Raw genomic sequence first — 23,634 nt, 5'->3', positions numbered from 1 at the left:
TGCTCCTTCCATCAGACTTGCCGGTCTTCGAGGGAACCTACGTCCGGATTCTTTTACACCGCGGCAGGGACACGACCGGCTACACGGCGTAGACGACATGATGGGGTGTGCCGAACACTAAGTCCATGGCTCGCAAGGTGGTCATCGCCGGTTTTCCCGGCGTGCAGGCGCTCGACGTGGTGGGACCGCACGACGTCTTCAGCGGCGCATCGCTGCTCACCGGCGGTGGGTACGACGTCGTCGTGGCCTCCGTCGACGGCCGGCCCGTGACCACCCCCACCGGACTGGCCTTCGTCGCGGCGCCGCTGCCTGAACCCGGCGACCCCAGCGAGAAGATTGACACGGTCGTGCTGCCAGGCGGCGGTGGTGTCGACGCGGCGCGGTCGGATGCCGAGCTGATCGGCTGGATCAAGGCCGTCGCCGCAAACGCCCGCCGCGTGGTCACGGTGTGCACCGGCGCGTTCCTGGCGGCCGAGGCGGGGCTGTTGGACGGGCAGCGGGTGACGACGCACTGGGCCTTCGCCGGGCGGCTGGCCCGCGAGTTCCCCGCGATCGACGTCGACGCCGACCCGATCTTCGTCCGCAGCTCGGACACCGTATGGACGGCCGCGGGCGTCACCGCGGGGATCGACCTCGCGCTCTCGCTGGTCGAGGACGACCACGGCACCGAGGTTGCGCAGACGGTCGCCCGCTGGCTGGTGCTGTATCTGCGCCGCCCCGGGGGGCAGACGCAGTTCGCGGCGCCGGTGTGGATGCCGCGCGCCAAACGGAACTCGATCCGCGCGGTGCAGGAGGCGATCGAGACGGAACCGGGCGGCGAGCACAGCATCGACGAGCTGGCCCGACGCGCGGCGATGAGCCCGCGGCACTTCACCCGCGTGTTCACCGCCGAGGTCGGCGAGGCGCCCGGCCAGTACGTCGAGCGCATCCGCACCGAAGCCGCGCGCAGGCAGTTGGAGGAGACCGACGACACCGTCGTCGCGATCGCGACCCGCTGCGGCTTCGGCACCGCGGAAACCATGCGGCGCAACTTCCTTCGCCGGGTCGGCATCCCGCCCGACCAATACCGGAAGGCCTTCGCCTGAAGCAGAAAGGACGACACCATGACTCAAATCGCGATCGTGACCTATCCAGGATTCACCGCGCTGGACATGATCGGCCCGTACGAGGTGCTGCGCAATTTGCCGGACGCCGAGGTGCGGTTCGTCTGGCACGAGGCGGGGCCGATCACCGCCGACTCGGGCGTGCTGGTCATCGGGGCCACCCATTCGCTGGCCGAAACACCTTCGCCCGACGTGGTTCTCGTGCCGGGTGGCCCGTCGACCCCGGTGCATGCCCGTGACGAGGCGCTGCTGGACTGGCTGCGCCGGGCGCACCAGACCGCTCGTTGGACGACGTCGGTGTGCTCCGGGTCGGTGATCCTGGCGGCCGCCGGCCTGCTCGTGGGCCGGCGCGCCACGTCGCACTGGCTGACCGTTCCGGCGTTGAAGGCGTTCGGCGCTGTCGCGGTGGGCGACGAGCGAATCGTGCACCAGGACGACGTCGTCACCTGTGCGGGGGTGTCGGCGGGGCTCGATATGGCGCTGTGGCTGGCCGGCGAGATCGGCGGCGAAGGCCGCGCGAAGGCGATTCAGTTGGCGATCGAATACGACCCCCAGCCGCCTTTTGACTCCGGCCATATGTCGAAGGCGTCGGCGACCACGAAGGCGGCCGCCACCGCGCTGCTGTCCAGGGACACTGTGAAGCCGGCCAACATGAAGGCGGCCACGATGCTGGCGTGGGAGCAGGCGTTGGCGGCCGTGCGGTCGCGGCGGCGGGGACGCCAGCCGGCGTCCGCCTAGTCAGGCGTTGGGCTGCAGGATCTCGTCAGACGCGAGCTGACCCCCGGCCTGCAGCCAGGCGGTCACCACACCGGGCGCATCCCGGTTGGGGTTGTAGATGTCCTCCTCGCTGGAGAACAAGCCGTCCCCGGCATAGACCAGCCGGGTCCAGTTCGGAAACCAGAAGGGCTCACCCTTGGGATCCGTTGGATGGTCGAGCAGATTCTTGATCATCACGACCACGGCGTCGTTGTCCTCGTCGTAGGCGGTCCAGTCGGACGGAAATCGCATGTGCGGGAACGGCGCCATGACCGCGACGATCCAGTCCCGCACGGCCTCGCGGCCGTGGAACACTCCGTAGTGGTGTTCGGTGTAGACGACATCCTCGGTGAAGAGATCGGCGAAGGGTCGCCAATCCCCCGAGGCGCTGCACCCCTCCACGACCCGCGTGTAGTTCTCGACGGCTTGCTCGATTTCTGCCCTGGTGAATTTGCCCATGGCGGACACACTAGAACGTGTTTCGGTTATTGGTCGCTCGTCGGGATAGGGATATCGCATGAACGTCTTGAAGTTGTTTGATCTGCGCGGCAAACGGGCGCTGGTGACTGGGGCATCCAGCGGGATCGGCAGGAAAGTGGCGCAGGCATACCTGCAAGCGGGCGCCGACGTGGCCATTGCTGCGCGGCGTGCCGAGGGACTGGAACAGGTGGCCAGGGAGATCGCGGCGGACGGCGAGGGCAGGGTCGTGCCGATCCCGTGCGATGTGACCCAACCCGATCAGGTGATTGCGATGCTGGACCGGGTGACCGCGGAGTTGGGCGGCGTCGACATCGCGGTCTGCAACGCCGGCATCATCACCGTGAACGGGATGCTGGACATGTCGCTCGACGAGTTCGAGCGCATCCAAAGCACCAATGTCACAGGCGTTTTCCTCACCGCGCAAGCGGCCGCCAGGGCGATGGTCCGGCAGGGCCAGGGCGGCGCCATCATCACCACGGCCTCGATGTCGGGCCACATCATCAACGTCCCGCAGCAAGTGGGTCACTACTGCACGTCCAAAGCCGCGGTCATCCACCTGACCAAGGCCATGGCCGTGGAGCTCGCGCCGCACAACATCCGGGTCAACAGCGTCAGCCCGGGTTACATCCTCACCGAACTCGTGGAGCCGTTGACGGAATACCACCGGCTGTGGGAGCCGAAGATACCGCTCGGGCGGATAGGCCGCCCCGAGGAGCTCACCGGCCTGTACCTCTACCTGGCGAGCGAGGCTTCCAGCTACATGACCGGTTCCGACGTCGTGATCGACGGCGGGTACACCTGCCCGTAGCTCACGCGACGACGCTGGGGCGGCCGAAGCGCGTTCGCACCCCGGGTGAAAAGAGCGCGCGTAACCGCTCGCCGGCGGGGCGCACGGCGTTGGCCGCCACCAGCTCATCGTCCAGCTCGACGATGTCGGCCGCCCGCAACGGCCAGGTTTCGTGCTCGTTCGGTATCCACCAGGTGCGGCCGGCCTTGCGAGTGTGCGCGCCCCATCGGGCGGTGAGCCAGATTTCCAGCGGCGTCGGTTCGACTGGGGCGCCGATGGCGATCTCGATCCGGCTCTGCAAGCCGCGGCGGGGCCACCGGCGCACGCTGCGATACGTGACGCGGTTGCCGTGCCGCTGCGTCCGCATCCTCGCCCAGGTGTAGGGCACGCCTAGGGCGACCCGGGTGACCGGCACGACGGCCAGCCGCGCCGTTTCCAGCGACCGGAACAGCACCCCGTGCCGGCCGGCGTCGTCCACGGAATACAGCCGGACGTTGGTCTCGGGAAAGCTACCGAAGTACGGAAGCCGAAGCACGGAAGCAACTTTGGTGCTGCCCATGACAAACGGGATCAACCCGACGTAGGTCATCCCGTCGGCGAAGACGTCGGGGCGGGTGCCGGGCGGGTACATCGTTTCCACGGTGTCGGGCCGCACCGGCCAGTGGATGAAGGTCAGATCACGCCAGCGCTGATCGAAGGTGACGGGGCCGGGCAGCGGCGGCGGCGTGACCGGGTATCCCGCGAGGCTTTGGCCGCCGCCGGGTTCGGGGACCGGCGGGCCGGGCGTCGCGGTCATCCCTCCAACTCCCCGAAGACCCTTCGCTCGATGCCGGCTTGCGTGGTGGCCGGCAACACGACGAGGCCCTCGAGTTCCTGGCGCGCCAACTCGTAGGCGTGCCGGCGTTCCTGCGCTGCCGCGGCGGGGTCCGACGCTACTCGTAGCAGGTTCTGAGCGCGCGCGATTCGCTGCTGGTCCGCTCGGGAGAAGTCGCTGCGGCGTCTGCGTATCGCTTCCGTCTCGGCGGCGTTGAAGGCGGTCACGTAATCCGTGACGGCGGTCCGGTATTGCGCGGCGGCCTCCCGGTCGTCGAGGAGGTCTTCGGCTTTGGCGGGGCGCAGGAAGTCGGCGCTTAGCTTGGCTTTGTGGAAGGCCACCGTGAGCGGATCGCGCATGTTGGTCATGAGCGGGAAGTCGAGCAGCTTGGCGATGTCGAGTTCGTACTCGAGCCATCGCGCGTCGGTGCGGCTGTGTTCCTCGAGGACGCGACGCAGAGACCGCCACTGGGCGACGTGATTGTCGCCTGAGCTTGCGGTGGCAGTGTCCGGCAACCCTGCCCGATCGGCGTCCGGTTGTTCGGCGCGCCGTCGGTTGGCGCCGAACGCGCGCACGGCGGCGACGGTCGCAGCCGCCAGGGGCAGGATCACGATCAACAGCTCTGCCAACCGGATGAGTAAACCCACACGGCCAGGATGCCACCTGCGGCCGGCCGGTATGCCTCCAAGACGGGCGCCAGGGGCGAATTCCGGGCGGTTGCCGTACGTAGGGCCCACACTCGACGCCACCGGCGGAGGCTCGGATGCGGCCCTCATGTCGCGAGCTGTGGTTCGGGTGCGATCTTGAGCGCGTATGCGGGCCACGCGTCCAGCGCCTGCCTGGTGGGTGCAGACTCGAACACTTCCGCACGCTACCCAGTCCGGCGTGGCAGGCTGGCCTCCGTGACCATGGCCGATGCGGCACGGATTGCCTTCCAGATCAGCCTTTTCGTGGTGATCCTCGGTTACGGGTTGACCGTGCAGTTCGCAGACGTCACCTACCTGCTGCGCCGGCCGCATCTGCTGACCCGTTCACTGCTGTCCGTGCTGGTCGTTGCGCCGGTGATCGCCGCAGTACTGGTGGGCGTGTTGGACCTGCGGTCCGAGGTGGCCATCGCGCTTGTCACCCTGGCGATTTCACCTTTACCGCCGCTGCTGCCGCGGCGGGGAGAAAAGGCCGGCGGGCGCGCTCAATACGGGCTCGGCCTTGTCATGGTGCTCGCCGTTCTTGCCGTTCCGGTGATTTTTGTGGCGGCGTGTTTGATGGGGCGCGCGTTCGGGCGCCAGTATGTCGCAAGCCCTTTGGCCATCGCGGAACTCATGTTGATGTCGGTGTTGGCGCCGCTCGTCGCGGGGATGGTGATCCGAAAGCGCTGGCCGGCGACCGCCGCCCGTATCGAAGGTCCGATCGAGCGCGTGCAGCGGTTGGCCCTGCCGGTGGCCATGGTCGTTCTCCTGATCGCCGCGGCGCCGAGCATGTGGAAGCTCCTGGGCGAATCGACATTGGTGGCGATGGTGCTATTCGTGGGCAGCACGGTCGTCGTCGGGCATGTGCTGGGCGGGCCCGAACGCCAGTCATCCGCGGTGTTGGCATTCGCCAGCAGCTGCCGTCACCCCGCAACGGCGTTGACCATCGCATCGGCGAACTTTCCCAACGCGGACGAACACGGAGCCGTTGCGCTCTACGGTCTGGTCACCGCGGTGATCGGTGCGCTCTACTCCTTCTGGATGCGACGGCACGCAGCCACGCCACCCGCCTGACTACGGGGCTGCTACACAATCCCCAAGCCGCGCAGGGCTTTTATCCCGAACCAGATCCCGAAAATCAGGCCCACCACGATCACGATGGGCCGGTCGTGATCCTGTAGCCAGAGCAAGACGCGGTCCAGCAGGGAGCGTGATCGCTGCGGGAAAACAGCTGCCACACCGACGATGAGCAGGTTCACGGATGCGGCAAGCGCCACGAAAAGAACGTATGAACCGATATTGGCGGGCCGACTCAAATTCGCGTCGCCGATCACGCTAATCGCCGCCAGCGTGAAGACCCAGGCTTTTACCGACACGGTGATGACGCCGGCGCCGATGAAGAAGGCCTTGGTGGGCGTGGCCGAGGTCAGCATGGTCATCCACTTCGGCGGCGGGGTGTTGGGATCGTCATCGCTGAACAGCTCCCGCGCCGCGGTGACCAGAAACAGCACGGCCACCACCAACAGCACGGTGGACACGATCAAGCGGTGCGGATGATTCGCGTCGGCGCTGCGGGCTCCCCAATGCAGAATCGTGCCGAAGATGAGGCCTTGCAGCAGGCGCGTGCTGACGTGCCCTCCGACCCAGGCGCCGGCCGCTCGCACGCGCGACGGGGTGCCCAGCAGCATGATCGTGATGACGATCTCGACCGGTTCTAGTGCGCAACCAAAGATCAACGGGATAAGACTGCTCCACATGGCGAGCATCTACTGCGCCCCCAGCGCCGCGCGCATCTCCGCCTCGGCGATCGCCGCGGCCAGATCGGCGGGTTGCGGACATACGGTGGCGTCGATTCGGTCGATACGCCCCGTGAACCGAAAATCGTGCCCGTACGGCGCAACCGGGGACCCGGTGTCGGTGCCGATGTCCAACGTCTCCCCGCTCATCGAGAATCGGAACGGCACCGTGCGTTCGACGCGGCCGCCGGCCACCTCGAGGCCGTCGACGTGCAGCGACACCGAGGCGCCCTTGCCCAGTCCACCGCCGTCGTAGTCGAACGAAAGCCCCAGCGTGACTGGGCCTTCCGGCAGTGGCTCGGCCGCCGCAACAGTCGTGAGCTCATGCCCGAAATAGTTGTAAACAAAGTGCGGAATGCCATCACGCAGGTACATACTCCACCCGGACATCGCGCCACCGATGCTGATCACCACTCCCTGTGCGCCGCCCGTCGGTATGGCCAGTTGCGCCCGCAGCTCGAAGGACGTGCTGGTGTAGCCCAGCGTCACCGGTTCGGGGATGCGCACCTGCCCGGCGTAGTAGGTGACCGAGGTGCGCTCGGCCAGCAGGCTTGGCCGGTTGACGGGCAGCGCGCGGGCCAGCGTCGCGTCGCTGAGCGGATAGACATCGTATTTGCGCGCCTCGGCCTCGAACACCGCCTTCAGTTCGGCGAGCTTGTCGGGGTGCTGTGCGGCAAGGTCGACGCCCTGGCTGAAATCATCGGCAAGATGGTAGAGCTCCCAGCTTTCGGTGTCGCCGAACGGGGTTGCGCGCTGGGCGCGTACCCAGGGCAGCCGGCCGTGGAAACACGAGGCGATCCACCCATCGTGGTACACCGCGCGATTGCCGAAGATCTCGAAATACTGTGTGGTCCGCCGACTGGCCACGCCGGCGTCGTCGAACGAGTACCGCATGCTGACACCCTCGATCGGCTTCTGTTCGACGCCGTTGACACGCGCGGGCATCTCGATGCCGGCGGCTTCGAGGATGGTGGGAACGATGTCGATGACGTGGTGGAACTGGCTGCGCTGCTCCCCCGCCGCCGTGATGCCCCGCGGCCACGAGATCGCCAGTCCGTTACGGGTTCCGCCGAAATGCGACGCCACTTGCTTCATCCACTGAAACGGTGCGTCGAGCGCCCACGCCCAGCCGACGTTGTAATGGTTTTCGGATCGGGGCGTGCCGAAGTCGGCCACGTGGGCCAGCAGCCATTCGGGGTCTTCGGGCATCCCGTTCTGGAACGCCGGTGAGCTCCAGGCGCCGTGTATCGTTCCCTCCGCGGACGCGCCGTTGTCGCCGCACAGGTAGATGAATAACGTGTTGTCCCATTGTCCTAACCCATCGACGGCGTCGATGACCCGCCCGATCTGGGCGTCGGTGTGGGCCAGGAAGCCGGCGTAGACCTCCATCAGCCGCCGGGCCACCGGCTTGTAGCGGTCGTCGTAGTCGGTCCACGCGGGTATCTGCTCGGGTCGCGGTGTCAGCCTGGCGCCGGAGGGGATGACACCCATTTCGAGTTGGCGGGCATATGTGCGTTGCCGCAAGGCATCCCAGCCGTCGTCGAATTGGCCGGCGAACCGATCGGACCATTCCGGCCACACATGGTGGGGACTGTGGGTGGCGCCGGGCGCGAAGTAAAGAAAGAACGGCTTGTCCGGTGCCGACGTTTTCTGCAGCCGGATCCAGTCGATCGCCTTGTCGGCGAGGTCCTCGGTCAGGTGGTAGTCGTCGCGGCCAAGGTACGGCTCAACGGGTGTGATCTGGTCGTAGAGTGCCGGTTCGTACTGCGAAGTGTCCCCACCCAAGAAACCGTAGAAACGTTCGAATCCGAGCCCGGTCGGCCAGCGGTCGAACGGGCCGGCGGGTCCGGTCTCCCACGTCGGGGTGAAGTGTGCTTTGCCGAACAGCGCCGTGCTGTAGCCGTTCATCCGCAGCACCTGGGCGACGGTCGCGGTGCTCTGCGGTATCACGCTGTCGTAACCCGGGAATCCATAGGCGATCTCGCAGATGGTGCCCATGTGCGCGCTGTGGTGGTTGCGGCCGGTTAGCAGTGCGGCGCGCGTCGGAGAGCACAGCGCGGTCGTGTGGAATTGGTTGTAGCGCAACCCCGCACCGGCGACACGATCCAGCGCCGGTGTCGGGACCGGCCCGCCGAACGTCGATGCGGCACCGAACCCGACATCGTCGAGCAATACCACGACGACGTTGGGCGCGCCGTCGGGCGGATAGACGATCGACGGTCGTAACGGCGTGGAGTCGGCCGCCGACGGGTTGATGACGCCGTCGAACCGTTCGTTCTCGCGGGGCAGGTTGACCATCGCGCCTCCTGGTGCTGGTGAGCGGAATTCCCGGCCGTCCCCCACGCAACTCGGCGCCTTCACCGTAGTGGGCGGCGAATGCTTAGCGGCGTCACGTCTGTGGTCGCACCCCCAGCACGTCGCGAAACAGCGCCTGCCGCAACGCGAGTTCGCGCGGGTCGCTCCATAGGTGAAAGCCCAGCCGGTTCATGACGTACGCGAAGCCGACGCCGGTGTCCGGGTCGGCACAGCCGAACGACCCGCCAAAGCCGGGAGTTCCGAAGGCCTTATCCGAAGAGCCGAATGCGAAGTGCGGCACGGGTTTACAGAAGCCGAGCGAATATGACACGTCGACGTTCATCACCTTGTCGCGAACGCCCTGGCTTGGCGAGAGCGCCGGTGCCGTCAGCGCCTCGAGGGTGTCCCCGCCGAGGCCGAGCTCGGCTCCCCCGGTGGCCGCGCTGCCGTACATGCGCGCCACCGACCGTGCGGTGCCGATGCCGTTGGCAGATGGGATCTCGACCGCCCGCACATCGTCGCGGTTGTAGTCGCCGTTGAACGGATTGACGCCGCGCGGGACGGCGATGGCGCGCGCCGTCAGGCCGACCGGGTTGAGCGAGGCGCCCACGAATCCCGCCGGCATCACGTTCAGATGTAGCAGCGTTTCGGCGCGCACCCAGTTGTGGACGTGGGCGACCCGCTCGCGGTTCACCGAATCCGTCAGGCCGATGTGGAGGTCGAGCCCTAGCGGCCGGACGATCTCGTCGGCCATGAAGCGGCCCAGCGTGCGGCCGGTCGGGTCGGTCCGGCGGATCAGTTCGGATTCGTACCAGCCGAGCGTGATCGCGTGGTAACCGTGCCGCGAACCCGGTCGCCACGCCGGTGCTTGGCCTGCCAGGATCGGCGAGAGCCTGGCGGGGTCGGCGACGTCGGCCAGCGTCGGTTTCGGTTTGAGAGCGCACAGTCCGGCCTGATGCCCCAGGAGTTGGCGGACGGTCACATCGCCCTTGCCCGCCTGCGCGAATTCCGGCCAGTAATCGGCGACCTTGGCGTCATAGGAGACGAGTCCACGGGACACCGCGACGGCCACGACCAGAGCGGCGACCCCTTTGGTCGTGGAGAACATGTTGACCATCGTGTCGGGCTGCCACGGTTGTTTCGCCAAGCCGTCTCGGTAGCCGCCCCACAGGTCGACGACCTTGACCCCGTCGCGGTAGACGGCGACGGCCGCGCCCACTTCGGCGCCATCGCGGAAACTGGCGCGGAAGGCGTCGGCGACCTTTCCATAGCCGGCGTCCACGTCGCCGCCGATCAGGTCCGCCGACACCGCAACCTTGAGAACCATCGTCTTGCCTCCGAATGGAGACTAGGTCAGCCGCTTTCCGCGAGGGCCGCTTTTCGGGCGGTCCCGCCCCGGCCGGGTCAGTGGGCGCCCAGGCCGCCGCTCAGGTACTGGGCGCGGCAGGCCCGGCGCGCCAGCTTGCCGCTGGTGGTGCGAGGGATGGCGCCGGCGGGCAGGAAGCGCACGTCGGCGACGGGCAGCCCGTGGCGGTGCGAGACCGCGGCCCGGATGGCCTCGACGGCCGGCTGAGGGTCGGCGCGGCTGGTGCCCGTCGCCCGTTCGGCGATGATCACCAGTTGCTGATCGGTGTCCTCGCCCGGCACCGCGAAAGCGGTCACATATCCGCGCCGGACGATCGGCGACGCTTCGGCCACGGTCGCCTCGATGTCCTGCGGGTAGTGGTTGTGGCCGTCGACGGTGACCATGTCGGCGATCCGGCCCGTGACGTACAGCTCGCCGTCGAGATAGGTGCCGAGGTCCCCGGTCCGCAGCCACGCGCGTTCGACGGTCGAGCCCTCGGCGTGGCTGCCCTCGGCGAGCCGCGATTGCAGCCGGGCGCCGAATGCACGCCGGGTGTCGTCGGGCAGTCCCCAGTAGCCCCGGCCGACGTTGTTGCCCTGCAACCAGATCTCGCCGACATGACCGTCGGGCAGTTCGACTCCGGTGTCCGGGTCGACGATGACGGCCCATTCGCTGCGGCCCACCTGACCGCAGGAGACCTGCGGCACGGCTGTGGGGGCGTCCGCCGCGACGGCCACCGCGCGGCCGGCGCCCAGTTCGTCGCGGTCGAAGTAGACGGGGGTCGCCTCGGCGGTGGGCGCGATGGTCGCGACGAACAGGGTGGCCTCCGCGATGCCGTACGAAGGCTTGAACGCCGTCGGCGGCAACCCGTACGGGGCGAAGGCCTTGTTGAAGGTGGTGATCGCCTCGATGCTGACCGGTTCGGACCCGATGATCAGCACCACGTTGCTCAGGTCGACATCTTCACCCGGAGCGGGCAACCCCCGCTGGGCCGTCCATTCGTAGGCGAAGTTCGGCGCCGCGGTGACGGCGCGGCCCGCCTGGGCCGACAAAGCTTTGATCCAGCGCTGCGGCCGGCGGACGAACGCGGCGGGCGACATCAGCGTGGAGTGTCCGCCATACACCGCCGGGAAGCCGATCATCGACAACCCCATGTCGTGGTAGAGCGGCAACCAGCTCACACCGTGGGTGTTGCGGTCCAGCAGGTCGATCGAAAGGATCATCTGCACGAGGTTGGTGCCCACCGCTCGGTGCGTGATCTCGACGCCGACCGGGGGCCGCGTCGAGCCCGACGTGTATTGCAGGTGGGAAATGTCGTCGTGGCGCAGCTCGGTGCGGGCGAATGCGTCCCGCGCCGAGTCGGGGATCTCGTCGATGACGATGACGCGCGGCCGGTGCAGCTGCGGGAGGGTGCTCAGGAAATCCTCGACCGCGCCCCGTGCCGCCGTTGTCGTCAGCACGGCCGTCGGCTGCGAATCGCGCAGGGCGGTGTCCAGACGTTCCGCGTGGCCGGGCAACTCGGGGGCGAACAGCGGTACCGCGATGGTCCCGGCTTTGATCGCCGCGTAGAAACCCATCACATAGGCGAGGCCCTGCGGCGCCAGGACCGCGACCCGCTCGCCGTGGCCGGCGACCTGTTGGACGCGCGCGCCGATGGCTTCCAGCCGGACACCGAACTGATTCCACGTCACCTCTTCGACTAGCCCGTCGGCCGAACGGTTGTAGTCCAGGAAGCGATACGCCACGGTGTCACCGACGTTCGCGATGTTGCGGTCGATGAGTGAGATGAGCGTGACGTCCGGCGGCACCATGATATTGCCGTCGGCATCCAGGCAGTCCTCGATCTCGAGCAAGCCGGGGACACCTTTGGCGTGCTGCCGGGAACCGGATTCCATGGATCCCACTGTAGGCAAGGCGATGCGGCGATCGCCGTGCCGCGCGAAGGACGTTCAGTCGGAGGCGAATTGGGAGCCAGTCCGGGCGCGTCGGCGACGATCGTGCGTCCTCTCGCGGCGGCCGCCGAACCCCACCCGGGAGGTGCGCGGCGTGAGCGGTAGCCTACGCGCGAGCGGCATGCAGGGTCGTCGATGGATTTTCACCGGGAGTTGGTCATGTCAGGCAGGACGTTTTCATTCGAGATCAACCGCACCAGCACCGCGCCTGCCGCGACGCTGTTTCGGCTCGTGACCGACGGCGCCAACTGGTCGAAGTGGGCCAAGCCCATCGTTGTGCACTCGAGTTGGGCCCGGCAGGGCGATCCGGCGCCCGGCGGGATCGGGGCCGTTCGCAAGGTGGGGATGTGGCCCGTGTTGGTGCAGGAGGAGACCGTCGAGTACGAGCAGGATCGCCGGCACGCCTACAAGCTCGTCGGGCCCCCGACGCCGGCGAAGGATTACTCGGGTGAGGTGGTCTTCACGCCGAATCCGGCGGGCGGAACCGACATCCGCTGGACCGGTTCGTTCACCGAAGGAGTGCGCGGGACGGGTCCGGTGATGCGGGCCGTCATGGGCGGAGCGGTCCGGTTCTTTTCCGGCCGGCTGGTGAAGGCGGCCGAGCAGGAGTCGGACGGCCAGCGTTAGCTCTCATGCTTTGAGGCAGGGCCTACGGGTTGTTGGCCTGCTGCTCGTCGAGCTGAGCCTGCTGCATGCTCTGCTCGAACTGTTGCTCGGCCTGTTCGTTTTGTTGTTCGGCCTGCTGCATCGACTGCTGCAGCTGCTGCTGGGCGAGCTGCTGCTGAAGCTGGGCTTGGTCGTCGTCGTCATCGGCGGCAAAGCCGCCCCCGCCGGAAAGGTTCGGCGGTGTCTGGGGCGAAACGGCTACGTCCGTCAGGCGCACTGGTCTGTGCGCCGTGCCGATTGGGCCGAGCAGTGCGACGGTCGCGGCTCCCGCGAAAATGACTGGCACCAGTCGCAGCCGGTGGTAGTGAGGGGTGCTGGCGGTCATCCATCAGTCTGGCGCCGAGACTCTAGCTATCACCTGGGAGGCGGCTGTCGCTCGAATATGAATCCCCGCCGCCGCGAACTCCTCTTGGCGGCCACGCCGACGCCGACGAATTGCGCGCACCGCGTGACACCCGTGCGGCGCTTAGGCATCTGAGCCGCTACTTCGAGTCGATCTCGTCCTGGTATTTCTTCGTCATGTGCGCGACCGCGTCCAACTGCGATTGGGCCAAGCTCTCCCGGGCCTGGCCGGCACGCGCGGCGGCATCCAGCGTCGGCTGCGCCTGGCCCTGGAAATGCGGCATCACTTCGGCGGCAAACAATTCGGCGGACCGTTTGGTGGCGGCCGGGGTGGCCCACTCGTGGCCCATCTGCAGCATGCAGCCGAACCCGCCGGATTGATCCCACAGTCGCTGCACCTGTTCGCGGGCCCGCTCGGGCGTGCCGATGACGCCAGCCCCGTTGTCGTTGATGACGTCGATCATCTCGTCGAGCTGCTCACCCGGCATCGTCATCTGCGGGAAGGCGGCCACCTTCTGGAAGTAGCGGAACCACGGCTCGATGCCGAACTTGACCTCTTCGCGGGCCTGCTTTTCGGTTTCGGCGAGGTGGAACAGGCCGACCAGGCTCCAGTTCTTGCGGTCGACCTGGCTGCCGAAGGCCGCCGCCCGCTCCTCGACGATGCCCCAGTGATATGAGAGCGCGTTGAAGCCCTCGACGGTCAACGTCGCCCCGATGGACAGCAGGCCGATGCCGTGCTTGCCGGCCAGCCGCGCGCCCGTCGGCGACGCGACCGCGGCGACCGACAGCGGGATCCCGCCGTCGGAATACGGGGCGAGCTGCAACTTGGCGTCGAACAGCTGGTGCGTGGCCGTCTTGGCGCTCACCGTCTCCCCCGCCAGCAGTCGCACGACGATGTCGAGATTCGTTTCGAGCAGCTCGCGTGTGTCGGTGGGCGTGAGTCCGATCATGGACGAGTCGCTGGGCAGGGAGCCCGGCCCCACGCCGCCGATGATGCGGCCGTGGGTGAGGTGATCCAGCAGCATCAGCCGGTCGGCGACCCAGAGCGGGTTGTGGTACGAGAGCGAAATGACCCCGGTGCCAAAGCGAATGCGCTTCGCGCGCTCGGCCGCGGCGGCGATGAAGATCTCCGGTGAGCTGATGATCTCGCTGCCGGCCGAGTGGTGTTCGCCCAACCACACTTCGTCGAAGCCGAGGGCGTCGAGGTGCTCGATGAATTGGAGGTCACGCTGCAATGCGAGCGTCGGATTCGTGCCCGCCCGGTGGAACGGGGCGATGAAGTATCCAAACCTGAGCTTCGCCATCGAAGTCCCCTTGCATCCGAGTTGGCCAGAACCATAACTCGAATGCGGTGTCCGGCGTAGGCCGTCACGTCAGAACGCTCGGTGGGTATGGGTTTTCAGCCGGCGGGGCCAGGTACTCCCGGCCCCGCCGACTAGGGGGCAAGTCTTTGTTGTGGCGCGTTACCGCTGGCTCAGCGGACCGATCTCAGTAGCCGCCGCAGACGTTGCCGACGCAACCGCCGCCGCCACCCGGGCCGCCACCGCCACCCCCTACACCGGGGATGCTGCCGCTTCCGCCGCCCGGTCCCCCGCCGCCCGTGGGGCCGCCGGGGACGCCGCCGCCACCGCCACCGGGGCCGCCGCCGCCGGTCGGGCCGCCGGGGACGCCGCTACCCGTGGGGCCGCCCGGGGTGCCACCACCGCCGCCGGGTGTGGATGGAGCCACGCTGGACGAGGGCGTGGTCGTCGGCGTGGTGGTGGTGCTGCTTGGCCCCTTGTTGCCGCCGCCACCACAACCGACCGCTAGCACGAGCATGGCCGCACCGCCGAACAGCGCGACCGAGGTCCTGGCTGCCGATCTCATCGAAATCCCCAATCCCCACTTGAACCACGTGCAACTGGTCCACTTCTCCTTACCCCGGCACGAGCCCGTGCAAACGGGATTCGACGCGGGGACTTCTGCCCACGAAATGCCGATGGCCCATCACAGGGATGGGCCGTCGGAGGGCGCGTCTCATCGGCGGCAATCGGTGCGGTGGCAGCTGCGGGTGCAACAGAATCGCGGCGCGTGGGGGGCCGATGGCCCATCTCGGGCTAATGGACCATCGGCGACCAAAATCGTATCCGCAGACAACTGTTGCTATGCGGGAATTTACTTACGCGGCAATAAGAAGTTTTCTTATTCGTAAATGGGACATCGTTTCGCGGCATGACCGGGGCGGCCTCGAGCGCGAAGTGGCCGTACTGTCACAACCTTCGTCACCTGCGAACGGCCTCGGCTCGCGGACCGCTCTCTAGGCCTCCTTGGTGATCAACTTCCGTAGCGCCACCCGGTCCGGTGTCAGCAGCTCGGTGATGCGCGGCTTGTTCACCTCGGCGACGATGATCTCGCCGACCTCCTGATAGACCTCGCTGAAGATGCCGTGGGACTTCATCTTCTCGGTCTGATAGAGGTTGTCCTCGGTCGGCGTCACGTAGTACACCGCGTCCGCCTTGAACCGGTGCACCAGCCAGAGGTGAATCAGCGTCATCAGGCGCTTCTGGCGTAGCTTCTCGGCGAAGGTGTTCTGGTCACGCACCTGCAGGATGCTGCGGCCGTGCCGGTCCTTGATCGGATCGAGGACGACGTTCGCCAGCTGCTCGTCCCCGTTGCCGTAGATCCCGAGCTCGAGAACGTCCGAACCGGCGCGGCGGGGCCGCAGGGTCACCCGCAGCTTTTCGCCGAGCTGGTAGTTCTCGCTCCACAGCGCCAGCCACTCCTCCAGCAGCTTCTTTGGTACCTCGGTCTGCGCGAGGTGCTGATGCTGGGTCGAGCCCTTGCCCATCGCCTTGGTGGTCGCGGTGCGCCCGGAGGACGCCTGCAGCGCCGCGTCGCTGCGTGGCCCGCCGACCAGGGTCTGCGGTGTCCGGTATGGCGACTCGACCAGGCGCATCTTGCGCTGCAGCCGAGCCAGCGCCAGCATGCCGTCCTGCTGCAGCGACGTGGCGAATTCCTCGGCGGCGACGCCGTCGATCTGGTGGCCGCCGTAGGTGATGAAGTTGAAGACGAAGCCCATCTTGCCGAGCTCCTCGGGGAAGCGCTTCATCTCCTCGTCGGTCATCCCGGTGGTGTCCCAGTTGAATGACGGAGAGAGGTTGTAGGCCAGCATCTGGTCGGGGAATTCGGCGTGGATCGCGTCGGCGAACTCGCGGGCGTCGGCGAGATCGGCGGTCTTCGTCTCCATCCAGAGGATGTCGGCGAACGGCGCGGCCGCGAGCGACTTGGCGATCGCGTACGGAATGCCGCCGCGGATCTGGTAGTAGCCCTCCGGGGTCTTCGACAGTTCCGGGTCCCATGGCGGGTCGACGCCCAGTTCCTTCGCCTTCTCCCGGGCGATGAAGAGCGACGCGCGCGCCGCGAACTGTCGCCACTCGTCGGGGGTCAGGCTCGGTTGCTCGTCTTCGTGCTCGTCGAACGCGAGCACCTCCGCCACGGCCTCGCTGTAGGTCATCAGCCCGGCGTCGTCCTCCCACGCCGCCACGAACCGCGACTCGACCTGGTCGAAGAGGTCGTCGATCGAGTCTTGTCCGTCGTCCCGCCGGGCGTTCACGGCGTCGGAGATCAGGCCCTGGATGCCCTGGCGCTCGAGCCAGGCGGTGGCGGCGGCGTACTCGGAGTCGGCGAGAGCGTAGAGCAGGTGGCCGTTGAGCTCCTTGACTCCCAGCTCGTAGAAGCGCCGGACCAGCGCCAGGAAACAGGCCTTGTACGAAGGGATGTCGAGGTTGGTCGCGCCGAGCAGGAACGGCTGGTCGCGCTCGTCGGCGCGGCTGTCGATGAGGTTGGCCGCCTCGGCGTCGGTGCGGGCGACGATGATGCCGGGCACCTTCATGATGTCGAGTTGGAACCGCGCCGCGTTGAGGCGTTTGATCTGTTCGTCCGACGGCACCAGCACCTTGCCGCCCTGGTGGCCGCATTTCTTGGTACCCGGGCGCTGGTCCTCGATGTGGTAGCCCGCGACGCCGACCTCGACGAAGCGGCGGATCAGGTTGCGCACGTGCGGGTCACCGCCGTGGCCGGTGTCCGCGTCGGCGATGATGAACGGCCGGTAGTCGTACGCGGGGGTGGTGGCGCGCTGCCGCTCGCTCATGTGCAGCCGCTGGTACTGCTGGTTGCGGTCGGCGGTGAGCAGGGCGCGCACCAGTACTGCGGCGTCGTCGGGCACCTGGCTCAGCGGATAGCTGGCGAGGTCCGGGCCGGGGTCCTCGGTGGTGGAGCCCTTGGCCGACGTTGCCCAGCCGCCAAGGTAGATGCCCTCGATCCCCATCCGCTTCATGGCCACCGCCTGGCCGGGCGAGTAGGGGCCGAAGGTCGTGATGCTCTTCTTGGCGGCGAACAACTCGCGCAGCCGGTCGTAGAAGGCCGCCGCCGCGTTGCGTGCCACGGTGTAGTCGGCCGGGATGGTGCCGCGCTGCTCCACTACTTGGCGGGCCGTGTATAGGCGGGTGATGCCGGCGAAGCGCGGGCCGTCGATGTATCGCTGCGTGGCGGCGAGGTCGTCTTCAAACGATGTCCGGACTTCGGTGTCCGAGTCAATGATGGCCATGGCCTTATGCTCCTCTTCGCCCACGATTCCCTTGGACGAGAGTCTATCCCCGCAGAGGGCCGTTCAATCAGGGGTCGAAAGACCCGTGCCAAAACTGTTGCCGGACGCCTGAGTCCGATCCGCGTCGGCCGCTGGGACCGTCGGGGCACACAAAACCCTTTTGATCGCTGGCGGGGGTACTGCGGGCGCGGAAGATTCGATTCTGACGGGAAAATGTTGGCAGGCAATGCCTTTCAAAGCCACCCACGACCTGCCCGCGTCGGCCGCCTGAGCCGATTCAAGAAAAATCAGCGAGCCCAGCAAACAAGAGGTATGGTCGAGTGCCATGCCCATGGAATTGCGCTATGAGCGGTGGTACCTCCCCCTTTCGGTTGCCGTCGGACTGGGACCGAAGCGCAGCGAGGTGCGGGTGGAGGCGGGGACCTTACACGTGAAGATGGGCTGGGCATTCGACGCTCATATTCCCCTGGCGTCGATCACCAGTGCCGAAAGGGCGGACGACCGAGCCTTCACCCTGGGCGTGCACTACTCGCACGGGCGCTGGCTCGTCAATGGGTCTGGCAAGGGCCTGGTGGCGTTGACGATTGAGCCACCGGTAGAGGCGAAGGCCGTAACCCGATCGATATCCCTGCGCTCGTTATGCGTCAGCGTCACCGACCCGGACGCCCTCATTGCCGCCTGCAGCGGGCCGCGAGTCTAGCCGGGGTCGGCGGCCGCCCGACGGGTCAACCAATCCCGCTGGCGGCGGACGAACTCCGCGTCGACGACTCTTCCGTGGCCCGGGACGTAGATGGCATCGGGTCCGCCTGCCGCGAGGATCCGATCGAGGGTGGCCGGCCAGGCCGCTAAATCGGAATCGGCATCGATATAGGGGTCGGCGGATTCCTCGACGAGATCACCGGTGAAGAAGACAACCGGGTCATCTTCACCTTCTGCGCTGGGCGCAATGACGACGAGGTCCGCTGTGGTGTGTCCCCGGCCCAGGTGGGCGATCGTTACGGTGCGATCGCCGAGGTCGACAACGGCGTCGTGGATACCGTGCTGCGGCGGCTTCAGTGCCGCGATCGCGCGGTCGATCTCCGCGGCGTCGGCGCCATAACTCAGGGCATGCTCACGAAGGTGATCGACAGCCGACGATAAGTACTCGACAACGTCTGGTGCGCAGTAGATTTCAGCTTCACCGAACGCCGAGGAGCCCAGGACATGGTCGAAGTGCTTGTGCGTCAACACGACATGCGTTACTGGTCGTCCCGCAATCTGGCGGGCGTCGGCGTCGATCGCGTCGGCTTCGGCCAGGGTGGTGCCGGTGTCGACGAGCAGCGCCCCGGTTCGGCCCCGCACCAGCCCGATAGTGACGTCGCAGAACGCCAGCCGACAGCGGTGCACGCTGGGCGTCAGCCGCTCCCAGGCGAAATGCATAGGGAGGAAGATATCGGTCACCAGGGCACGCTGTCAGCACACGTCGGAAATGGTTGACATGTCGGAAATCGCCGACATAGAAACTGCTGGAGACCCTTGTCCTGCGACCGGATGGGCCGGCTGGCGTGACGCCGTCACGCAGGTCTGAGCGGGGAGAGAAGGAATTCGCGATGCGCGCAGTCGTCATCACCAAGCGCGGCGATCCGTCGGTGCTGCGGGTCCAGCAGCGGCCCGATCCGCCGCCGCCGGGCCCAGGGCAGCTGCGGGTCGGGGTGCGCGCGGCGGGCGTGAACTTCGCCGATCATCTCGCCCGCGTCGGCATGTACCCCGATGCGCCAAAACTCCCGGCGGTCGTTGGCTACGAAGTCGCCGGGATCGTTGAGGCGGTTGGCGACGGTGTCGACCCCGGCCGTGTCGGCGACCGGGTGCTGGCGGGAACCCGGTTCGGCGGCTACGCCGAGATCGTCAATGTGGCGGCGAGCGACTCCGTGCCGCTGCCGGACGCGATGACCTTCGAACAGGGCGCGGCCGTCCCGGTCAACTACGCGACCGCGTGGGCCGCGCTGCACGGTTACGGGTCGCTGCGCGCCGGTGAACGGGTGCTGGTGCACGCCGCGGCCGGCGGGGTCGGCATCGCGGCCATCCAGTTCGCGAAGGCCGCCGGGGCCGAGGTGCATGGCACCGCGTCGCCCGCAAAGCATCAGAAGCTGGCCGCACTGGGGGTGGACCGAGCGATCGACTACCGCCGAGACGGCTGGTGGCATGGCCTGGAGCCGTACGATCTGGTGCTCGACGCGCTGGGCGGCACGTCGCTGCGGCGGTCCTACGCGCTGTTGCGGCCGGGCGGAAGGCTTGTGGGATACGGGGTTTCGAACCTTCAGCACGGCGAGAAGCGCTCGCTGCGGGCGGCCGCCCCGCACGCGCTGGCGATGCTGCGCGGGTTCAACCTGATCGACCAGCTCTCCGAGTCCAAGGCCGTGATCGGCCTCAACATGCTGCGGCTGTGGGACGACCGCGGCACGCTCGAGCCGTGGATCACTCCGCTCGCCAAGGCGCTCGGGGACGGGACGATCGCTCCGGTCGTCCACGCCGCGGTGCCATTCGCCGAAGCGCCGGAGGCGCACCGCATCCTGGCGGCGCGGGAGAATATCGGCAAGGTGGTCCTGGTCCCGTGAGTTTTTAGCGGCGCTGCAGTGGTTATCTATCCTCCATGGCTGTCACCGAATCCCGCGAGGTCGTCATCGAAGCGACACCGGATGAGATCCTGGATGTGCTGTTCGACATCGAATCGCTGCCGGAGTGGTCCTCGGTTCATCAAAAGGTGGAGGTTCTCGAGCGGGACGATCAGGGCCACCCCACCAGGTCGAAGCAAGTGGTCAAACTTGTCGGGGTCAGCGACGAGCAGGAGCTGGCGTACACCGCTCACGACGACGGCGTGAGCTGGACTCTGGTCAGCGCCAAACAGCAACGCGCGCAGGATGGCCGCTACACGCTGACGCCCGACGGCGACTCCACCCGGGTGAGCTTCGATCTCACCGTCGACCTGTTGATGCCAGTGCCCGGGTTCTTGATCAAGCGCGGGTCCAAAAGCCTCATGGACACCGCCACCAAGGGACTGCGTAAACGGGTACTGGAGTTGAAGAAGCGCGGCTCGTAGCGGCAAATTAGGTGCTTCCGGACGGCCGCTGCGCGCGCCACACTGTCCTTATGGAATCGACACCCGTGAGCTATTTCCACCGGGTCGCATCGGTCATCGGCGGGCTGGCGGTCCTCGTCGCGCTCGCCGGCTGCGGCGGCCACGGCGACACCCGCATGACGGCGCCGTCGACGCCGAAGGTGACGACCCTCGGGCGCACGGCCCCGGCCGCGCCCGCCGGCGGGCCGTTGACCATCAGCAGCCCGGCGTTCACCGACGGTGCGCCGATCCCCGTGCAGTACACCTGCAAGGGGGCCAACGTCGCGCCGCCGCTGACATGGTCGGCGCCGTTGGGCGCGGCACTCGTACTCGACGACCCGGACGCCGTCAACGGGCTATACGTGCACTGGGTCGTGATCGGAATCGCGCCCGGTTCGGGCAGCACAAGCGATGGTCAGACACCGGCCGGCGCGACGACGCTGCCGAACACAGGCGGGCAGCCCAGATACCAAGGACCCTGCCCGCCGACGGGAACCGGCACGCACCACTACCGGTTCACCCTCTATCAGCTTCCCAACGATTACCAGTTGCCCGGCGGCCTCGCCGGCGTCCAGGCGGCGCAGACGATCGCCGGCAGCGCGACCGCGCAGGCACAGCTCACCGGAACCTTCGGAGGCTGAGGCCGCGTTTTCAGGCCTTGTCGTCGAGCGCCTGATAAGCGGCGTTGTAGCCGGGGGTGAACGTGATTCCCGGCCCGCCGTGACATCCCGCGCCGCCGAGGTAGAGGCCGTCGATGGGAATCTGGAAGTCGAGGAATCCCTTCGGCCCGGGCCTGTTGGGACCCATCAAGTCTGGGTGCAGCAGGCCATGGCAGAAGTCGCCGGCGGGCGCGCCGAACATCGTGTTCATGTGGTAGGGCGCGAAGGTGATGTGGCGGATCACGATGTCTTTGAAGTTCGGGGCCAGCCGGGTGATCTTGTCGATAACACGTTGTGCCATCTCGTTTTTGAGTCGACCATGATCTTGGCGGTCGCTTTCGACCGGGAAGGCGTACGCGTACGCGCTGGCGGCGTGCTTACCGGGCGGGGCCATGCTCGGATCGTGGACGGACGGGATTTGCATTCCCATCGACGGGTTGTCCGGCACAATGCCCCGCCGGCAATTCTCCCAGTGCAGCTGTTGTTCTTCCGGGGCGCCGAAAATCCCGACCGACTGTTGCATGCCTTCTTCGTTCAAAAACTCATAGGGTGCGGCGAATTCGGGCAGTCCGTCGAGGGCGAAGTGGATCTGCACGAAGGAGGCCCGGTGATCGCGACCCGACAGTCGCGAGAGCAGCTCCACCGGAACATGTTCCGATGCAATGAGATCGGTGAGCGTGACGTCCGGCGCGAGGTTGGAGACCACAATCGGGGCGGTGATGGTCGACCCGTCGCGTAACCGCACCCCGGTCACCGCGCCGTGGTCGACGAGGATCTGCTCCACCTTGGCGCGGAAGCGGATCTCGCCGCCGTGGGAGACGAATTGCTCACGCAGGTGTTCGGTGAGCGCGCCGATGCCCCCCTTGAGTTTGGTCATCATCGCCGTGCTACCTGCTTCGTTCTGGGGCACGGCCAGGGCGAACGCCAGGCACGTGGCGCTGCCCGGCGTATAGGGGCCGCGGTAGGTGGAGTTGATCGCGAGGAACGCGAGCATCCCGCGCATGACCGCGTGCTTGTCCTTGTCGGGCAGGTACCGGTCGATGACGTCCATCGCCGAGCCGAACAACATTTCGTGAACGGCCCGTCGCTCGGCGTCGTTGGCCGCGCAGGCATACATCTCGTCGAGGGTCTTGGGTGGTGTGCGGACGTCGAAGCGGCCCAGGGCCTTTGCGGGGCCCTGGCTCCAGCCGATCAATTCGGCCATGCCGGTGACGGCTTCGATGCCGTGCTTCTCGGCCAGGTGCGTCATCAGCTGCATCGGGTCGCGGTAGAAGACCATCGGCTCCTCACCGTGGTCGCCGATGTTGGTGGACATCACCTCCGGCTCGACCGTGGGCAGGGTGTCCAGCCCGAGGTCCTTGGTGATTTGGCTCGCCGTCGGGAACTGGACGGAACCGGCGATCTCGTACCGGAAGCCGTCGATCAATTCGACGGTCGCCGCCATGCCGCCCGCATAGGTGTTGGCTTCCAGGCACAGCGTCCGCACCCCCGCGCGCTGCAGAACAGTCGCCGCGGTCAAGCCGTTGTGGCCCGCTCCCACGACGATCGCGGCATAGTCCGGCATGGTTTTCTCCCTCAGTTGGCGCGTGACAAGAATATGTCAGTACTGACATGATTGGAAGATGTCAGTCCTGACGAGTTCTGGCCGGCTGGGATACCATTCCGGTGGGATGACCGCGCCGACGAACCGCCATGAGCTACGCCGACGATCGACGCACGAGGCACTGCGCCAAGCTGCGCTGAAAAGCTTTGCGCGCAAGGGATTTGCCAACGTCACCGTGACCGAGCTGGCCCGGGAGGCCGGCGTCACCGAACGGACCTTCTTCCGCCACTTTCCCACCAAGGAGGCGGTGCTCTTCCGGGACTACGAAACGCAGCTGGAATGGCTGGCTGAGGCGCTCGCCGGCCGCCCCGCCTCTGAATCGCTCTTCGATGCGGTGCTGGCGAGCGTCGCGGCCTTCCCGCACGACCTTGAAGTGGTCCGTCAGGCCGCGACGGCCCGCGCGGAGTTGATCAGCGCCGAACGCATCGCGAGCCATCTGCGCGTCGTGCAATCGTCGTTCGCGCAAGTGCTGACCGACTTCGTCAGGGGCCGCAACCCGGACGTGCCGAACATCGATCTGCTCGCCGAGGTCACCGGCTCGGCTATGGCCGCCGCCCTCGTTGTGGCAGTGGAGCATTGGGGGCGCAACGGCGCCACCGGCGACCTCGGCGAACTGGTGGCGTCCAGCCTGGAGCTGCTGCGTTCCGGTTTGGCTCTCCCCCCGCGCTGAG

General features: G+C 67.2%; 23 protein-coding genes. 10 read left to right on the top strand and 13 right to left on the bottom strand.

Features of this window, described 5'->3' with window-relative positions:
- Positions 1–125: 125 nt before the first annotated feature.
- Entirely contained in the window at positions 126–1,085 is a 960-nt protein-coding gene (locus AWC17_RS16120; RefSeq protein WP_046185269.1) for a GlxA family transcriptional regulator, read from the top strand.
- Positions 1,086–1,103: 18 nt separating this feature from the next.
- Entirely contained in the window at positions 1,104–1,841 is a 738-nt protein-coding gene (locus AWC17_RS16115; protein ID WP_046185270.1) for a DJ-1/PfpI family protein, read from the top strand.
- On the opposite strand, the gene AWC17_RS16110 is transcribed toward AWC17_RS16115, so the two are convergent.
- On the bottom strand, positions 1,842–2,318 hold the full coding sequence (locus AWC17_RS16110) for a nuclear transport factor 2 family protein (protein ID WP_046185271.1): 477 nt from the start codon (positions 2,316–2,318) through the stop codon (positions 1,842–1,844).
- 58 nt (positions 2,319–2,376) lie between these two features.
- Between AWC17_RS16110 and AWC17_RS16105 the strand changes: the two genes are divergently transcribed.
- Positions 2,377–3,147, top strand: coding sequence for an SDR family oxidoreductase (locus AWC17_RS16105; protein ID WP_046185272.1), 771 nt, complete (start codon positions 2,377–2,379; stop codon positions 3,145–3,147).
- 1 nt (position 3,148) lies between these two features.
- On the opposite strand, the gene AWC17_RS16100 is transcribed toward AWC17_RS16105, so the two are convergent.
- Both AWC17_RS16100 and AWC17_RS16095 read right to left on the bottom strand, forming a co-directional pair.
- Entirely contained in the window at positions 3,149–3,922 is a 774-nt protein-coding gene (locus AWC17_RS16100) for a YqjF family protein (protein WP_046185273.1), read from the bottom strand.
- Complete coding sequence (locus tag AWC17_RS16095) at positions 3,919–4,587, bottom strand: hypothetical protein (RefSeq protein WP_046185274.1); 669 nt, start codon at positions 4,585–4,587, stop codon at positions 3,919–3,921. Before AWC17_RS16095 ends, AWC17_RS16100 begins: the two co-directional genes overlap by 4 nt.
- Positions 4,588–4,848: 261 nt before the next feature.
- On the opposite strand from AWC17_RS16095, the gene AWC17_RS16090 reads away from it, so the two are divergent.
- Positions 4,849–5,700 (top strand): bile acid:sodium symporter family protein, encoded by an 852-nt coding sequence (locus AWC17_RS16090; RefSeq protein ID WP_231588624.1) that lies wholly within the window; start codon positions 4,849–4,851, stop codon positions 5,698–5,700.
- An 11-nt stretch (positions 5,701–5,711) separates the two neighbouring features.
- On the opposite strand, the gene AWC17_RS16085 is transcribed toward AWC17_RS16090, so the two are convergent.
- From AWC17_RS16085 to AWC17_RS16070, 4 genes are all read right to left on the bottom strand, one after another.
- Positions 5,712–6,392 carry a GAP family protein gene (locus tag AWC17_RS16085; RefSeq protein WP_046185276.1) on the bottom strand — a complete coding sequence of 227 codons (681 nt, stop codon included), beginning with the start codon at positions 6,390–6,392 and terminating at the stop codon, positions 5,712–5,714.
- Entirely contained in the window at positions 6,393–8,720 is a 2,328-nt protein-coding gene (locus AWC17_RS16080) for an arylsulfatase (RefSeq protein WP_046185277.1), read from the bottom strand.
- A 91-nt stretch (positions 8,721–8,811) separates the two neighbouring features.
- The gene (locus tag AWC17_RS16075) at positions 8,812–10,044 is read right to left on the bottom strand and encodes an EstA family serine hydrolase (RefSeq protein WP_046185278.1); all 1,233 of its coding nucleotides are present in this window, start codon (positions 10,042–10,044) and stop codon (positions 8,812–8,814) included.
- 77 nt (positions 10,045–10,121) lie between these two features.
- On the bottom strand, positions 10,122–11,957 hold the full coding sequence (locus AWC17_RS16070) for a fatty acyl-AMP ligase (protein ID WP_047323321.1): 1,836 nt from the start codon (positions 11,955–11,957) through the stop codon (positions 10,122–10,124).
- A 216-nt stretch (positions 11,958–12,173) separates the two neighbouring features.
- Here AWC17_RS16070 and AWC17_RS16065 point away from each other — a divergent pair, with 216 nt between their 5' ends.
- Positions 12,174–12,641 (top strand): SRPBCC family protein, encoded by a 468-nt coding sequence (locus tag AWC17_RS16065; RefSeq protein WP_046184422.1) that lies wholly within the window; start codon positions 12,174–12,176, stop codon positions 12,639–12,641.
- 22 nt (positions 12,642–12,663) lie between these two features.
- Here the strand turns inward: AWC17_RS16065 and AWC17_RS16060 are convergent, their stop codons facing one another.
- The 4 genes from AWC17_RS16060 to aceA form a co-directional block, all read right to left on the bottom strand.
- Positions 12,664–13,005, bottom strand: a complete 342-nt coding sequence (locus AWC17_RS16060; RefSeq protein ID WP_046184409.1) for a hypothetical protein — start codon at positions 13,003–13,005, stop codon at positions 12,664–12,666.
- A 157-nt stretch (positions 13,006–13,162) separates the two neighbouring features.
- A complete protein-coding gene (locus tag AWC17_RS16055; RefSeq protein ID WP_046184410.1) occupies positions 13,163–14,326 on the bottom strand; it encodes an LLM class flavin-dependent oxidoreductase in 1,164 nt (387 codons plus the stop codon).
- 184 nt (positions 14,327–14,510) lie between these two features.
- Positions 14,511–14,888 (bottom strand): hypothetical protein, encoded by a 378-nt coding sequence (locus tag AWC17_RS33555; protein ID WP_197083429.1) that lies wholly within the window; start codon positions 14,886–14,888, stop codon positions 14,511–14,513.
- Positions 14,889–15,318: 430 nt separating this feature from the next.
- Positions 15,319–17,607, bottom strand: coding sequence for an isocitrate lyase ICL2 (aceA, locus tag AWC17_RS16045; protein ID WP_046184412.1), 2,289 nt, complete (start codon positions 17,605–17,607; stop codon positions 15,319–15,321).
- Between the two features lie 325 nt (positions 17,608–17,932).
- Here aceA and AWC17_RS16040 point away from each other — a divergent pair, with 325 nt between their 5' ends.
- Positions 17,933–18,307 (top strand): hypothetical protein, encoded by a 375-nt coding sequence (locus AWC17_RS16040; protein ID WP_046184413.1) that lies wholly within the window; start codon positions 17,933–17,935, stop codon positions 18,305–18,307.
- On the opposite strand, the gene AWC17_RS16035 is transcribed toward AWC17_RS16040, so the two are convergent.
- Entirely contained in the window at positions 18,304–19,026 is a 723-nt protein-coding gene (locus tag AWC17_RS16035; protein ID WP_046184414.1) for an MBL fold metallo-hydrolase, read from the bottom strand. The two genes, AWC17_RS16040 and AWC17_RS16035, sit on opposite strands and share 4 nt — an antisense overlap.
- 170 nt (positions 19,027–19,196) lie before the next feature.
- Between AWC17_RS16035 and AWC17_RS16030 the strand changes: the two genes are divergently transcribed.
- Genes AWC17_RS16030 through AWC17_RS16020 form a run of 3 tightly spaced genes read left to right on the top strand, consistent with a single transcriptional unit; the run spans position 19,197 to position 21,342 of the window.
- Positions 19,197–20,201, top strand: coding sequence for a zinc-binding dehydrogenase (locus tag AWC17_RS16030; RefSeq protein WP_046184415.1), 1,005 nt, complete (start codon positions 19,197–19,199; stop codon positions 20,199–20,201).
- A 35-nt stretch (positions 20,202–20,236) separates the two neighbouring features.
- Positions 20,237–20,683, top strand: coding sequence for an SRPBCC family protein (locus tag AWC17_RS16025; protein ID WP_046184416.1), 447 nt, complete (start codon positions 20,237–20,239; stop codon positions 20,681–20,683).
- A gap of 50 nt (positions 20,684–20,733) precedes the next feature.
- Positions 20,734–21,342: a YbhB/YbcL family Raf kinase inhibitor-like protein gene (locus tag AWC17_RS16020; protein ID WP_046184417.1), complete on the top strand. Its 609-nt coding sequence runs from the start codon at positions 20,734–20,736 to the stop codon at positions 21,340–21,342.
- 10 nt (positions 21,343–21,352) lie between these two features.
- Here AWC17_RS16020 and AWC17_RS16015 read toward each other — a convergent pair whose 3' ends face one another.
- Positions 21,353–22,924 (bottom strand): phytoene desaturase family protein, encoded by a 1,572-nt coding sequence (locus AWC17_RS16015; protein WP_046184418.1) that lies wholly within the window; start codon positions 22,922–22,924, stop codon positions 21,353–21,355.
- 106 nt (positions 22,925–23,030) lie between these two features.
- Here AWC17_RS16015 and AWC17_RS16010 point away from each other — a divergent pair, with 106 nt between their 5' ends.
- Positions 23,031–23,633: a TetR/AcrR family transcriptional regulator gene (locus tag AWC17_RS16010; protein ID WP_046184419.1), complete on the top strand. Its 603-nt coding sequence runs from the start codon at positions 23,031–23,033 to the stop codon at positions 23,631–23,633.
- Position 23,634: the final 1 nt, after the last annotated feature.

The organism is Mycobacterium nebraskense (assembly GCF_002102255.1).
GTDB lineage: Bacteria > Actinomycetota > Actinomycetes > Mycobacteriales > Mycobacteriaceae > Mycobacterium > Mycobacterium nebraskense.
This window is presented reverse-complemented; position numbering and strand designations above follow the sequence as displayed.